At 61.0% G+C, this 12,674-nt stretch carries 15 protein-coding genes and 1 tRNA gene; 6 read left to right on the forward strand and 10 right to left on the reverse strand.

The features are described 5' to 3' along the window. Window positions 1-44: 44 nt before the first annotated feature. Both BLS48_RS15680 and BLS48_RS15685 read right to left on the reverse strand, forming a co-directional pair. Window positions 45-452: a hypothetical protein gene (locus BLS48_RS15680; protein WP_091578977.1), complete on the reverse strand. Its 408-nt coding sequence runs from the start codon at window positions 450-452 to the stop codon at window positions 45-47. Window positions 453-658: 206 nt separating this feature from the next. After that, window positions 659-735 (reverse strand) — tRNA-Met (locus BLS48_RS15685). A 241-nt stretch (window positions 736-976) separates the two neighbouring features. On the opposite strand from BLS48_RS15685, the gene BLS48_RS15690 reads away from it, so the two are divergent. Beyond that, complete coding sequence (locus tag BLS48_RS15690; RefSeq protein WP_091578978.1) at window positions 977-1,936, forward strand: Gfo/Idh/MocA family protein; 960 nt, start codon at window positions 977-979, stop codon at window positions 1,934-1,936. Window positions 1,937-2,005: 69 nt separating this feature from the next. Here BLS48_RS15690 and mnmA read toward each other — a convergent pair whose 3' ends face one another. Next, a complete protein-coding gene (mnmA, locus tag BLS48_RS15695; protein ID WP_091578980.1) occupies window positions 2,006-3,196 on the reverse strand; it encodes a tRNA 2-thiouridine(34) synthase MnmA in 1,191 nt (396 codons plus the stop codon). Window positions 3,197-3,451: 255 nt separating this feature from the next. Between mnmA and sciP the strand changes: the two genes are divergently transcribed. Beyond that, complete coding sequence (gene sciP / locus BLS48_RS15700; protein ID WP_013529904.1) at window positions 3,452-3,727, forward strand: CtrA inhibitor SciP; 276 nt, start codon at window positions 3,452-3,454, stop codon at window positions 3,725-3,727. 208 nt (window positions 3,728-3,935) lie between these two features. Here sciP and BLS48_RS15705 read toward each other — a convergent pair whose 3' ends face one another. Next, window positions 3,936-4,340 (reverse strand): PilZ domain-containing protein, encoded by a 405-nt coding sequence (locus BLS48_RS15705; protein WP_143019436.1) that lies wholly within the window; start codon window positions 4,338-4,340, stop codon window positions 3,936-3,938. A gap of 293 nt (window positions 4,341-4,633) precedes the next feature. Continuing rightward, complete coding sequence (locus BLS48_RS15710; RefSeq protein ID WP_091578983.1) at window positions 4,634-5,560, reverse strand: NADP-dependent oxidoreductase; 927 nt, start codon at window positions 5,558-5,560, stop codon at window positions 4,634-4,636. An 89-nt stretch (window positions 5,561-5,649) separates the two neighbouring features. Between BLS48_RS15710 and BLS48_RS15715 the strand changes: the two genes are divergently transcribed. Continuing rightward, entirely contained in the window at window positions 5,650-6,048 is a 399-nt protein-coding gene (locus BLS48_RS15715) for a winged helix-turn-helix transcriptional regulator (protein WP_091578985.1), read from the forward strand. A gap of 113 nt (window positions 6,049-6,161) precedes the next feature. Here the strand turns inward: BLS48_RS15715 and BLS48_RS15720 are convergent, their stop codons facing one another. After that, a complete protein-coding gene (locus BLS48_RS15720) occupies window positions 6,162-6,539 on the reverse strand; it encodes a flagellar export protein FliJ (RefSeq protein ID WP_091578987.1) in 378 nt (125 codons plus the stop codon). A gap of 450 nt (window positions 6,540-6,989) precedes the next feature. On the opposite strand from BLS48_RS15720, the gene ctrA reads away from it, so the two are divergent. Beyond that, window positions 6,990-7,685, forward strand: a complete 696-nt coding sequence (gene ctrA / locus BLS48_RS15725) for a response regulator transcription factor CtrA (RefSeq protein WP_006203583.1) — start codon at window positions 6,990-6,992, stop codon at window positions 7,683-7,685. A 172-nt stretch (window positions 7,686-7,857) separates the two neighbouring features. On the opposite strand, the gene BLS48_RS15730 is transcribed toward ctrA, so the two are convergent. Together BLS48_RS15730 and chpT are read right to left on the reverse strand one after the other, a co-directional pair. Next, window positions 7,858-8,226 carry a response regulator gene (locus BLS48_RS15730; RefSeq protein WP_091578989.1) on the reverse strand — a complete coding sequence of 123 codons (369 nt, stop codon included), beginning with the start codon at window positions 8,224-8,226 and terminating at the stop codon, window positions 7,858-7,860. A 245-nt stretch (window positions 8,227-8,471) separates the two neighbouring features. Then, window positions 8,472-9,101, reverse strand: coding sequence for a histidine phosphotransferase ChpT (gene chpT / locus BLS48_RS15735; RefSeq protein WP_091578991.1), 630 nt, complete (start codon window positions 9,099-9,101; stop codon window positions 8,472-8,474). A gap of 438 nt (window positions 9,102-9,539) precedes the next feature. Between chpT and BLS48_RS15740 the strand changes: the two genes are divergently transcribed. Together BLS48_RS15740 and BLS48_RS15745 are read left to right on the forward strand one after the other, a co-directional pair. Further along, the gene (locus tag BLS48_RS15740) at window positions 9,540-10,076 is read left to right on the forward strand and encodes a DUF1134 domain-containing protein (RefSeq protein WP_091578993.1); all 537 of its coding nucleotides are present in this window, start codon (window positions 9,540-9,542) and stop codon (window positions 10,074-10,076) included. Window positions 10,077-10,174: 98 nt separating this feature from the next. Further along, the gene (locus BLS48_RS15745; protein ID WP_091578994.1) at window positions 10,175-11,311 is read left to right on the forward strand and encodes a coiled-coil domain-containing protein; all 1,137 of its coding nucleotides are present in this window, start codon (window positions 10,175-10,177) and stop codon (window positions 11,309-11,311) included. 2 nt (window positions 11,312-11,313) lie between these two features. On the opposite strand, the gene BLS48_RS15750 is transcribed toward BLS48_RS15745, so the two are convergent. Continuing rightward, window positions 11,314-12,117 carry a TrmH family RNA methyltransferase gene (locus BLS48_RS15750; RefSeq protein WP_091579418.1) on the reverse strand — a complete coding sequence of 268 codons (804 nt, stop codon included), beginning with the start codon at window positions 12,115-12,117 and terminating at the stop codon, window positions 11,314-11,316. Window positions 12,118-12,283: 166 nt separating this feature from the next. Further along, complete coding sequence (locus tag BLS48_RS15755) at window positions 12,284-12,628, reverse strand: ArsR/SmtB family transcription factor (RefSeq protein ID WP_091578996.1); 345 nt, start codon at window positions 12,626-12,628, stop codon at window positions 12,284-12,286. Window positions 12,629-12,674: the final 46 nt, after the last annotated feature.

Genomic DNA, 12,674 nt, shown 5'->3' on the forward strand with positions numbered 1-12,674 from the left:
CTCACGGTGGCGGGACTTTCTTCCCCGTGCGGAATTCCGCCGATTCAGCGTGTGGCCGGTGATAACTCAGACGCCGAGCGCACGCTGGCACTTGAGAAAACCACAAAGGCGAAAAGCAGCACCGCAGCGGCCACGATCAGCGAGCCCGCAGCGACGACCGGCTCAAGCGCCGTATTCCCGTGCAGCATCAAATACAGCGCCGGCAACATCACCACCAAGCCGACGTTGTAAAGGCCGTAGTGGGCCATTGCGATTTTCCGCTCTGCCTTTGCCGGGTTAAGGGCGTAGTAGCCGCCGAAGATTGCGCTTGTGACCCATCCGAGCAGATTGATGTGTGCATGCGCCGGGAAGGCACCGTGGTCTCCCGAAATCGCCATTTGCAAGCCGGCGCCAATCCCCAAAATGAGCCAAACGACGGCCGTCTTAAAGAAAAGATCCGAAACCTTAGGCATGTCACTTCCTCCCTAGAATCCCCGATTCCAATGCGGCGAGATTAGTGTTTCCTAAAATGCGATGCAATCATGTCGCACGGACTTGCCGATAGTGTCAGGAAACCCTTGGAAATCAACCGTAGTGGTTTGCAACATGGCGCGACATGGAATCAGCCGCCAAGATGCATTCGATTGCACCTAAGTGGCTGATTTTATTTGATGAATTTTGGTAGCGGGAGAGGGACTTGAACCCCCGACCCCAGGATTATGATTCCCGTGCTCTAACCAACTGAGCTACCCCGCCAGGGCGGCGAAAGGCCCGAAATCCGCCTCAAATCGAAAGGCATGTCCGAGCGTTCGCCAAGGTCGCGCGGATATAAGGTTGGGAGGGTGAGCCTGTCAAGCTTCGAAGCAACCGCCGCGCCGGCTTATTGTCGCCGCCGAAAAGCTTTGCCGCACAGACATTTGAGCGCGGCTGCCGGGGTTGAGTTCGAGGGGACACGTCGCTATGTCTCGGCCACGACTTCTTAGAGTTTGAAAAACAGATGAAACCGCGCATTGCAGTCCTCGGTTGCGGATACTGGGGCAGCAACCACATCCGCACCCTCAAGGCGCTTGGCGCGCTGCACGCGGTCTCCGACCTCAACCGTGCCCGTGCCGAAGGCTTCGCCAGCGAGCAGGACTGTCTGGCGATCGAGCCCGACCAGTTGTTCGTCCGTGACGACATCGACGCCATCGTCATGGCGCTGCCGCCGCAGTTCCATGCCGATCTTGCCGTGCGCGCCGTCGAGAGCGGCAAGGATGTGCTGGTGGAAAAGCCGATCGCGCTGACGGTGGCGGACGCCGAGCGCGCGGTGCAAGCCGCTAAGGACAACGGCCGCGTCTTCATGGTCGGCCATGTCTTGCGTTTCCATCCCGCCTTCGAGATCCTCAAAGGGTTGATCGACAATGGCGAGCTCGGCGAAGTCCGCTATATCCACTCTCACCGGCTCGGCCTCGGCAAGTTCCACACCGAGAATGATGCATTGTGGGACCTGGCGCCGCATGATCTGTCGATGATCCTCGCCATCACCGGCACGGAGCCGATCGAGGTGCGCGGCGAGGGCGCCGCCCTGCTCGACAATCTCAGCGACTTCGCGCATCTGCACATGCGCTTTCCCAACGGCCTGCGCAGCCATCTCTTCGCCTCGCGGCTCAATCCCTATCGCGAGCGGCGGCTGACCGTCGTCGGCACCAAGGCGATGGCGGTGTTCGACGATGTCGAGCCATGGGAACGCAAGCTTGCCGTCTATCGCCACGCGGTGTGGCAGGACAGCGGCCAATGGGCCTTCACCACCAATGAGCCGTCCTACGTCGCGGTTGCACAGGGCATGCCGCTGACGCGCGAGCTGGAGCATTTCATCCAGTGCATCGAGACGCGGGCCGAGCCCCGTACCAGCGGCGAGGAAGCCATCAGGGTGCTGCGCATCCTAACCGCGGGCACCGTCACGCATACCAAGTCCTGAGCGAGGGCCTGGAATTCTATTCTGGCGACCAGAGTAGAATTTCGAAGCGGTCTCCGAGAGGATAGCGGTCTATTCGGCGGGAATCCGCGCCGGCCTGGCGGCAAGCCGGGTCAGCATGGCCTCGGCCTCGGCGCCACGCTCGGAACGCTCGATGAAGCCGCCGCCGAGCACGCGGGCCTCGTTGCCATCATCGGAATAGAGCACGCAGGCCTGTCCCGGCGCGATGCCGGACTCGCCGTCGACCAGTTCCACCCATGTCACGCCATTGCCGTGATGCAGCACGGCCGGGCGCGGCGGGCGCGCCGAGCGGACCTTGGCGAACAGTTCCAGGCCGCCGGCGGGAACATCGGCCAGCGGCCCGTCGCCCAACCAGTTCATGTTGCGCAGATAGATCTTGTGCGTCTCCAGCGCCTCGCGCGGGCCGACGACGACGCGGGCGCGGTCGGCGTCGAGATGGACGACGTAGAGCGGTTCGCCGGAAGCGATGCCGATGCCGCGGCGCTGGCCGATCGTGTAGCGCAGGATGCCCTCGTGGCGGCCGAGCACGCGGCCGTCGATATGGACGATGTCGCCAGGATTGGCCGCCGTCGGCTTCAGCTTGGCGATGATGTCGGAATATTTGCCTTGCGGCACGAAACAGATGTCCTGGCTGTCCTGCTTGGCGGCGACCGTCAGTCCCATTTCCTCGGCGATGGCGCGAACCTGCGGCTTCGACAGGCCGCCAAGCGGAAAGCGCAGATAATCGATCTGCGCCTGCGTGGTGGCGAACAGGAAATAGCTCTGGTCGCGGTCGGCGTCGACCGGCCGGTAGAGCGCTCGGTGGGCGCCATTGGCGCCGGAACGGATATAGTGGCCGGTGGCCAGCGCTTCGGCGCCAAGGTCCTTGGCGGTGGCGAGCAGATCGGCGAACTTCACCGTCTGGTTGCAGGAAACGCAAGGGATCGGCGTCTCGCCGGCGACGTAGCTCTCGGCGAAGGGATCGATGACCGCCTTGCGGAAGCGTTCCTCGTAGTCGAGCACATAGTGCGGAATGCCGAGCGTCTCGGAGACTCGGCGGGCATCGTCGATGTCCTGCCCGGCGCAGCATGAGCCGGCCCGGTGTGTCGCCGCGCCATGGTCGTAGAGCTGCAAGGTGACGCCGACGACATCATAGCCCTCGCGCTTCAGCAGGCCGGCGACGACCGATGAATCAACGCCGCCCGACATGGCGACGACGATACGGGTGTTTTCGGGACGTCCGGGAAGGTCGAGGCTGTTCATGGTTCTTTCATTCTGCCCGGCGCTGAATGCCAGTGGCTGGAATATAGGTCAAGCACTACGGCTGCGCCAGCTTTGAGGGCCTGCCGATTTTGTGTCCGAATCCGAACCAGCCGCGAGGTGTTTAAAATGCTGACCAAAAGACTAACGCGGCGTTCATGATCCTTACCTAGTCATTAGGGTCTGCTTAGGCAAATTTTAAAGCTGTGGCGGTAACGTGGCGGGGATTGGGTCTTTGAGTTTTTTGTAGAGAGTACGATGACCGATCTGGTTAGACCGAGAGTCAAATATGTTATCGGGCCTGACGGCAGCCCTCTTACGATTGCCGATCTGCCGCCGACGAACACACGTCGCTGGGTTATCCGGCGCAAGGCGGAAGTGGTTGCGGCGGTGCGCGGCGGGCTTTTGAGCCTCGACGAGGCATGCCAGCGCTACAAGCTGACCACCGAGGAATTCCTGTCCTGGCAGGCGTCGATCGACGAATATGGCCTTGCCGGGCTGCGCACCACGCGCATCCAGCAATACCGACATTAGCAGAGTTTGCTTCCGGAACGGCGATCGTGAGTCAAGGGGCGGCGTAAGCCGTCCTTTTTTCGCGAGCGGACACGCTTCTTGATCGGTCCTACTACGTCTACGCAAAGTCGCGTGCCGACCTGCGGGTGCGAGCCATGGGGCGGCGCGCCCTCCTTCGGAGTCCTACAGGGCGAGGTTAACGCCGATTCCCGGTCTGCATGGCCGGACTCTAGCTCGCAAACGAGCCAAGAAAGTCGTTGACCAAATCCTCCCTCGTCTCCGAAAAAAGACTTTCGATGGTCAGGTCCATCTCTTTCTGGGTGATGATGGCGTCGATCTGCGCGGTTGGGAGGGGATTGCTGAATCGGCAACTCAGCGTGTGCTGTGTTCTTTGAACCAGATAGCAGCTTACGAGTTCGGATTTTTCGTCACCAAATTGCAGGTAAAAGTAATCCGGACTGCCCGAAAAGCCGCCGACATACAGTGCTGCTCCGCCTTCAGACAGATCCAGCATGCGGAAATTGGCGCTCTGTACCTCCCGCAGGCCGTGTGTCGGGAAGATGAGGCGAACAGGGAAATTGACGTCCCTTCGAACCCATCTGCGTTTTTCCTTCGTGCTCTCAGAATACTTCACGGGTTTTTCCCCAAAAGACTTAGATGTCCAAGTATTCCTCAGCACCCACTTTGGGAGCATGGAGTGAAAAAGCTTAAGGATCGATAAGAGGTTCCGTTCGAATTGGTTCTTCCTATATGACGTTGGGAGAGCCCATCCGCTTCTTCAGCATCATTGATCGCGCCTTGTGGCCAGGCCGAGGCGAGGCGATCGCGCCGCAGCAGGTTTCGTCCGCGCCCGCGCGCCTGAAACAAGGGCGGCGAGGGCGCGCGGCGATCTGCGCGCCTTGTGTTTTTCGGAGCGCCTTTTGACGCTCAGGCTGTCAACACCACTTTGCCGATCGGCTTGGTGGCAAGAAAGGCGTGAGCGGCGCCTGCCTGCTCGAGCGGGAAGCTTTTCGCCACATGGACGGCGAGCTTTTTGGCATCGATCAACTGGCCGAGTTTCAGCAAGCCCTCACGGTCCGGCACGACCGACATGCGCTCGACCCGGACGCCCTGCGCCTTGGCCTGCGTCTTCGTCGCGTCGCTGACATTGAGCAATGACACCAGCACACCGCCACGCTTGAGCACCTTCAGCGAATGTTCTGCATGGTCGCCGCCAACAGTCTCCAGCACGAGATCGATGTCGCGAAGCTTGTCCGCGAAATCGCCCTTGGTGTAGTCGAGAACCTCATCGGCGCCGAGCGAGCGGGCGAAATCGAGCTTCTGCGGGCTGGTGGTGGCGATCACGTAGGCGCCGTGCGCCTTGGCGATCTGCACCGCCAAATGGCCGACGCCGCCGGCAGCCGCGTGGATCAGCACGCGCTGGCCCGATTTCAATCCGCCATGCCGGACCAGGCCCTGCCAAGCGGTCAGGCCGGCCAGCGGCAATGCGCCCGCGTGGATGTGGTCGGCGCCGCTGGGCTTTGGCGCGATTTCGTCAGCGGGCACGGCGGCCAGCTCGGCGTACGCTGCCGCCTGCTTGGGGAAGCGCGGCATGCCGAACACCTCGTCGCCGATCTGGAAGCCGGAGACCCCGGCGCCCAGCGCCTCGACCGTTCCCGAGATATCCCAGCCGAGAATGAAGGGTGGCTCGCCCAAAAGCTTATAGTGGCCGGCGCGGACGGCGCCATCGACTGGATTGATACCAGCGGCCTTGACTCGGACCAGCACTTCGCCGGCCTTCGGCGTGGGGTCGGGCTGCTCGGCGGTGGCAAGGACGTCGGGTCCGCCGACGGAATTCTGGATAACGGCACGCATGGGATGTCTCCTGCTTGGTTGGTGCCGCTATCATTTGGATAGTAATAATCTATTGTCTAGTATGTACCATTGGGATATATAGCGACCTCATGGATAGTGATCTCGACTCCCCCTTCGGCTATGATGCGTTCCGGCGCACGTGTCCTTCTCACACCGTGCTGGAAATGCTGGCCAGCAAATGGGTCTATCTGGTGGTTAGCGCGCTGCGCAAAGGCCGGCTGCGCAATGGGGAGCTTGCCCGCAAGCTCGAAGGCATTACCCCGAAGATGCTGACGCAGACGTTGCGCGTGCTCGAGCGCGACGGCCTGGTGCGGCGTGAGATCTTCCCGGTCATCCCGCCGCGCGTCGAATATGAATTGACCGAGCTCGGCCAGAATCTGGCGGGGCTGCTCACCCAGATCAGGGCTTGGGCGGAGCAGCATGCGCCTGACATCAAGGATGCACGGGCGCGGGCAACCGCCGAAAATGAGGGGAATTGGGCCGTTTGAGGGCAGCCTTCAGGTCTGCTCGATCGAGCTTTTCGTGACCTTCGGCCAAGACTGGAGCCGGGATACCGCGCCCGCCTGACTGGCAAGCGCCGACGCCACGGATAGGCCGGGCTTCAGCCGATCATCGCGCTGCGGCCGCCGATTTCGGCTTCGCGAATCTTGGTGTCGCGTGATTCGAGCATTTCCGCCTTGGAAAGCTCCGCTTCAGCTTCGCCGAGTAGTGATTCGGCAGCGCTTCGCTGCTGGGCGAGGTCGCTTTGCGAGTTTCTGAGATTGTCGCGGCGCAAACGCGCCGCCTTGGCAAAGGTCGGATAGGCGAAATGGTTGATGTCGGTGATGCCGGCCTTCTTTTCTTCGGCGGTGATCTGAAGCTCAAGCTCGACGGCCATGCGTTCGAACTCGGCGATCATCATGTCGAGCTGCAGCAGCTGCCGCCGCTTCTCATTCACCCGAAACTGCTTCAGCCGAACGAGGTTTTCACGTGACTTCATGATTCGGTACTCCCGGAAACGCACACCCGCACATATCGTCGATCCACCTGGAAAGGCTCAGGCGTCGCCCGTTTCCACCGGCTTTCCCCGAACTATGGGAAACAAAACCCTAAAGTTTTTTGCCGGCGGTAACCATTCGTTTACGGGCATTGTTAATCATACGGGTCAGGGCTTAAGGCCGGGTAAAAATTCCGGTCGCCGATACGGAAGCGCGTCGATGAGTCCCTGGAGTCACTTAGTCCAGGTTATTAATGTGTCGCATTAGGAATTTTGGTCTGTGATTCGTTATTAGATTCAAGAGGGTGTAGAAAGGGGTTAAAAAATCTGGTACCGTCATGGACGGGAAATTAGGTTTTGTTAACCATTCGATGGCAGCCTCTGCACAAGGCAACCACTGCTCCGGTCCAGGACGGGTCGTGAAATGGTCCGGCAGCAGAAAAGGGGAATGAAATGCGTGTTCTGCTGATAGAAGATGACAGTGCAACCGCACAAAGCATCGAACTGATGCTGAAATCGGAAAGTTTCAATGTCTATACGACGGACCTCGGTGAAGAGGGGGTCGATCTGGGCAAGCTCTACGACTACGACATCATCCTTCTCGACCTCAACCTGCCTGACATGTCGGGTTATGAGGTCTTGAGAACGCTTCGCCTTTCCAAGGTAAAGACGCCGATCCTCATCCTGTCCGGCATGGCCGGTATCGAGGATAAGGTACGCGGCCTCGGCTTCGGCGCCGACGACTACATGACCAAGCCGTTCCACAAGGACGAACTGGTCGCTCGTATTCACGCCATCGTGCGGCGCTCCAAGGGGCATGCCCAGTCGGTCATCACCACTGGCGACCTGGTGGTCAATCTCGATGCCAAGACTGTTGAAGTCGGCGGCCAGCGCGTGCATCTCACCGGCAAGGAATATCAGATGCTGGAGCTGCTCTCGCTGCGCAAGGGCACCACGCTGACCAAGGAAATGTTCCTCAACCACCTCTATGGCGGCATGGATGAGCCTGAGCTGAAGATCATCGACGTGTTCATCTGCAAGTTGCGCAAGAAGCTCGACGCGGCATCCGGCGGCCAGAACTACATCGAGACGGTCTGGGGCCGCGGCTACGTGTTGCGCGAACCGGAAGACATCCGCGTCAGCGCCTGAGCGAAAAGCACCGTCCGAACCTGTCTTTCTCGACAAAAAACCCGGCTCTGGCCGGGTTTTTTGCTTTGATGGGCCGACGATCAGCCAGAGCGGTTCGACATGGAAAGCTCTTCCGCTGTAACTGTCAGTTTTTACGCACGCTTCCTGGAGCTACTCCAGGTGGCCAGCCGAATCAGGCAGCGATCTTCAAGGTACGAAAGCGCTCGAGCAGTTGGGGCCGGTTGAACGGCTTCAGCAAATAGCCCTGGGCGCCGGCGCGCTTGGCCCGCATGATCGAAGCAATATCGAGTTCGACCAGCGAAATCAGGATCTGCGGCCTGATCGGGCTCTCCATGGCGCGCACGCGACGGATGAGATCGACCGCGGCTACATCCGGCAAGGCGCCGTCGACGACGATGATGTCGGGCATGTCGGCGGCGCACATCTCCAGCGCGTCCAGTCCGCTGGCTGCTTCTATCACCATCATGTCGGAGCCACCCAGGATGCGTTTAGCAACCTTCCTGATGACGCTCGAATCGTCGACGAACATGCAGCGTTTCATTTCCGGGTCCTCTTTGCCTTGTGGCAATCCGGTAGCGTCGGGGCATCCGGACTGCACCATAGGCCGATCTGGTAAAGAAGCCGAAAAGCCATTAGGTAAAATTTTTGAAAAGATGCCATTCGCAGGCTTTTCTTGGCGATGCTTCGCAATGGCCAGCTTGGCGAAGTTCGTCTCACTTCAATTGAAAGCTGCCGCGGAAATCGCGGGTTGAATTACTTCGGTTTCTCTGAGGCCAGGCGCGAATTTCAGGCAGCCGAAAGGACGATTTCTTCCGGCGTCGCGTGAATCGAAATCGTCATGTTGGCCTCACGCGCCAGAAGCAGCGTGTAATAAGGCTGCACCGAATGCGCGTCGATCGGTTCCTCCGGCTTGTGGCCGGAATGAAGTTCGAGGAATTTTGGCGGCACGCGCAGCATCGGGCCGCTCGCCGCGAGCGTAAAGCGTGGCTCGGTTTCGAGGTTTTCAAGCGTCACGGAAAGCTTGCCGCCGCGCGGAATGGCGGCGTTGGCGACGAGGAGCAGGTTGAGCAGCAGCTTGACCTTGTTCTTGGGCAGCAGCGCGCGGGTTCCGTTCCAGCTCAGTTCCGGCTTCTCGTTCTTGAGGAAGGCGATGGCGACGGCTTCGGCGTCGCCGGTGTCGATCAGCATGCCGGCCGAGCCGGCGGCGCCGAAAGCGATACGGGCGAATTGCAGACGGGCCGAAGCGTTGCGGGCGCTCTGGCGGATCAGCTTCATGGCGTCTTCGTCGGCGCCGCCTTCGTCGAGCAGCTCGAGCCCATTGTTGATCGCGCCGACCGGCGAGATGATGTCGTGGCAGACCCGGCTGCACAGAAGCGCTGCCAGGTCGGGTGCGGAAAGGGTGAACAGATCGGCCATCGGCGAAAATCCCTGAAAAATTTCACAACTTACGGCCGAGCGATCGATCGTCGCCTGCCCACACGAATCACGCGCTCTCTCCTCGGGCTCCTGAATACACAGCGCCCGTGCGTGCGGCAACAAATCCAAAATTGTGGTCATGGCAAATGGCGTGTTCACGCAGGCTGCCGATGAGCGATCCGAAACAGCCTTTGAACCGCCATGTTCATGTGGGAGCTTAATGGTTGAAAAAGGATTACGGCATAGTTTGCCCGTAACAGTTACCCTTAACGGCCGGCTAAAAGAGCCGTACGGGGTGTGAGGCGTCGGCGAAGGTGCTCCCTGACGGAGATTGGAAGCATGTTTTCCCGATTCTACGACCGGATCTCGTTCCGTGTCACCTCTGACCGGACCTTGTTCCGTGTCATTCCAGACCGGGCATTTGTCCGTGTCGTATCAATGACGATCGCGCTCATGGGCGTTCTCGTCTTCTCGACTTCAGCCCTGCGGGCCCAGGAATATACCGCTCAGGAGATTGTCGATTCCGGTCACAAGTTCTTCGGCGCGACATCGGGCGGGCTCGCCACGGTCGTCGAGAAGATCTTTGCTTCCTACGGCCTGCCCAACGGATATCTGCTGGGCGAAGAGGGCTCGGGCGCGCTGATCGGCGGCCTGACCTATGGCGAAGGCACGCTCTACACCAAGAACGCCGGTGATCACAAAGTGTTCTGGCAAGGTCCATCGCTCGGCTGGGATTTCGGCGGCGAGGGGTCGCGGGTGATGATGCTGGTCTACAATCTCGACGATGTGAGCAGCCTCTACAACCGCTATGGCGGCGTTGCCGGTTCGGCCTATGTGGTGGCGGGCGTCGGCTTCAACGTGCTGAAGAACAACAATGTGCTGCTGGTGCCGATCCGCACCGGCGTCGGCGCTCGACTCGGTGTCAATCTCGGCTATCTGAAGCTTACCGAGCGTGCCACGTGGAATCCGTTCTGACGTGAACCCATCCCGTTGCGGCAAAACCTTGCCGCAACGCTGGATTTCCGCCATGCCAACGTGGCACAGTCCAGCTTTCGTCCATAACGGGTGGTCACTTGGTTCAGTCGTTCCTGTTCTTTGCCCTCGGCTTCCTCTGCGCCGGATTTCTGGCGCTGATGGTTGCCCCGGCCATATGGCGGCGGGCCGTCGCCTTGACGCGCAAGCGCATCGAAGCCTCCATACCGTTGACGCAAACCGAGATCCAGGCCGACAAGGACCGTATCCGGGCCGAGTTCGCCATGTCGGCGCGTCGCCTCGAAATGAGCGTCAAGGCGTTGCGCGAGAAGACGGCGGAGCAGTTGGTCGAGATCAACCGTGGCCACGAGGCCCTGAAGGGCCTTGCGGTCGAGCGCATGGACAAGAACCAGGCGCTTAGCGACCTTGCGGCCATGGGCGAAATGCTGCAGCAGCGCGAGGGCGAGCTACAGCTTCTGTCGGACCGGCTCAAGGAAACCGAACGCAAGCTGGAAAAGCGCGCGCTCGAGCTCGAAAAGCTGGAGCGCATGTATGATGACGCCAGTTTTTCCTCCAGCAGCCGGCAGATCGAGCTCGTGGCGCGCGAATCCGAATTGCAGAAACTCGCCAGCGACATTTCGCTGCTGCGCGGCCAGCGCAAGGAGGCGGACAGGCGCAACCAGGAGATCGCCGCCGAAAGCAAGGCCGCGCGCGATGCCCTGAAAGCCGAGAAGAAAAGGACCGCCGAGCTCGACAAGAAGCTCGAACGGCTGCTTGCCACGCTCGCCGATCGCGAGGAAAAGCTCGACCGCCGCGAAAAGGAACTGGCGCGGCTCCGCGAAAAGTCGAAAACCGAGGACAGCGCACCGGCCTTGCGGCTGGTCGGCAAGGCCGGTGAAGTTGCCAAGGGCGATGACGTCGACAAGGCAATCGCCAAGCTCGACAGCGATCGTGAGCGGCTCGAGGCCAGGCTGACGGCGCTGGCGCGCGAGAACAAGAGGTTGAAAGCGGATCTCGATGCGATGGCCACGTCCGGCCCGACGGATGGCAGCTCCGCATTGCGCGAGCAGATGAACGAACTGGCGGCCGAGGTCGTCCACCTGACGGCCAAGCTCGAGGGACCTGATTCGCCGATCGCCAGGGCGTTGGCGGCCCCCTCGGATGCGCGCTCCGGCAGCGGTGGCCGCAGCCTTGCGGACCGCGTGCGGGCGCTGCAGAAGGCCGCCACGGCAAACTGAGATCAGTCCCTGTTTGCGGAAAAATGATGCAGGGCGATGGCTGACGCCGCGGCGACGTTCAGGCTGTCGAAGCCTTGCGCCATGCCAATGCGCACCGTGTGCAGGCGGGCCAGCAGGCTTTCAGGCAGGCCTTCGCCCTCGGTGCCGAGATAGAGCGCCAGGCGCTCGCTCGGCCGCGCATCGCGTATGTCGGTCTGCCCGCGCGGCGACAGCGCAAACTGGCGATAGAAGCGGCGGTCAAGCGTTGCCGTGAAGTCGGCGACGTCGCTGAATGACGCGAAGGGGATTTTGAGCGCGGCGCCGACCGAAACGCGGATCGCCTTGCGGTAGAGCGGATCGCAGCATGTCGCATCCAGCAATACCGCATCGGCGCCAAAGGCGGCGGCGTTGCGGAAGATCGAACCCATATTGTCATGGTTGGCGATGCCGACGAGCACCACGACCAGCGCGCGGGCCGGCAAGGCATCGAGCAGGGCCTCCGCCGGTTGCGGCGCACCCTTGCGGCCTATGGCCAGGATGCCGCGATGCATGTGAAACCCGGCGATCGCGTCCATCACCGCGCTGGTGGCGACATAGACCGGCAGGTCCGCCGGCGCCTTGCGCAGGATGCCCTCGAGGCCGGCCAGCCGGTTTTCCAGAACCAGCACCGATTCGGCTGCAAAGCGTCCTGTCGACAGCAACAGGTCGAGTACCACCTTGCCTTCGGCAACGAAGCGGCCTTGCCGGCCGGCGAGGTCACGCTCGCGGATGTCGAGATAGGCGGCAACACGCGGGTCTTGCGGGTCGTCGATACGAATGGGATCCATGCGTTCCTCGCGGCCATCGCACGCGTCCGAAAAACCGATCGGCTCCCGGCACATACCCTGGATTCGGAAAGCACGATGCTACAATTCACGACTGTCAGCTATCTCCGTGCGTCCGGATGGACGCACGTCGCCGCGAAAGCGTTATCACCGATTACAAGGCCGCCGGTCAGGTCCCGGCGCGCCGCAAGCGTTGCGCCATGTGGGACAACTCATCCTGGCCGCTGCCGAAAATGCCGTCCAGCATGCCGAGCAACTCACGCACGGCGTCGGACTTGCAGGAATAGTAGATCATCTGACGATCGCGACGGGTTTCCACGAGGTCGAGGGCCCGCAACTTGGCCAGATGTTGCGACAGGGCGGATTGGCTGAGCATTACCTTCTCGGCGATGGCGCCGACCGACATTTCGCCGTCGGTCAGGTAGCTCATGATCAACAGCCGTTTTTCATTGCCCATCAGCATCAGAAATTCGGCTGCCGATTCGGCGTTGGCGATTAGCTTAGTCGAGACCATCGATCCCCCGTGCCTTTTGCTCATCCCGACGCCATGGGGGCAATGG

It is taken from the genome of Mesorhizobium qingshengii (assembly GCF_900103325.1).
Classification (GTDB): Bacteria; Pseudomonadota; Alphaproteobacteria; order Rhizobiales; family Rhizobiaceae; genus Mesorhizobium; species Mesorhizobium qingshengii.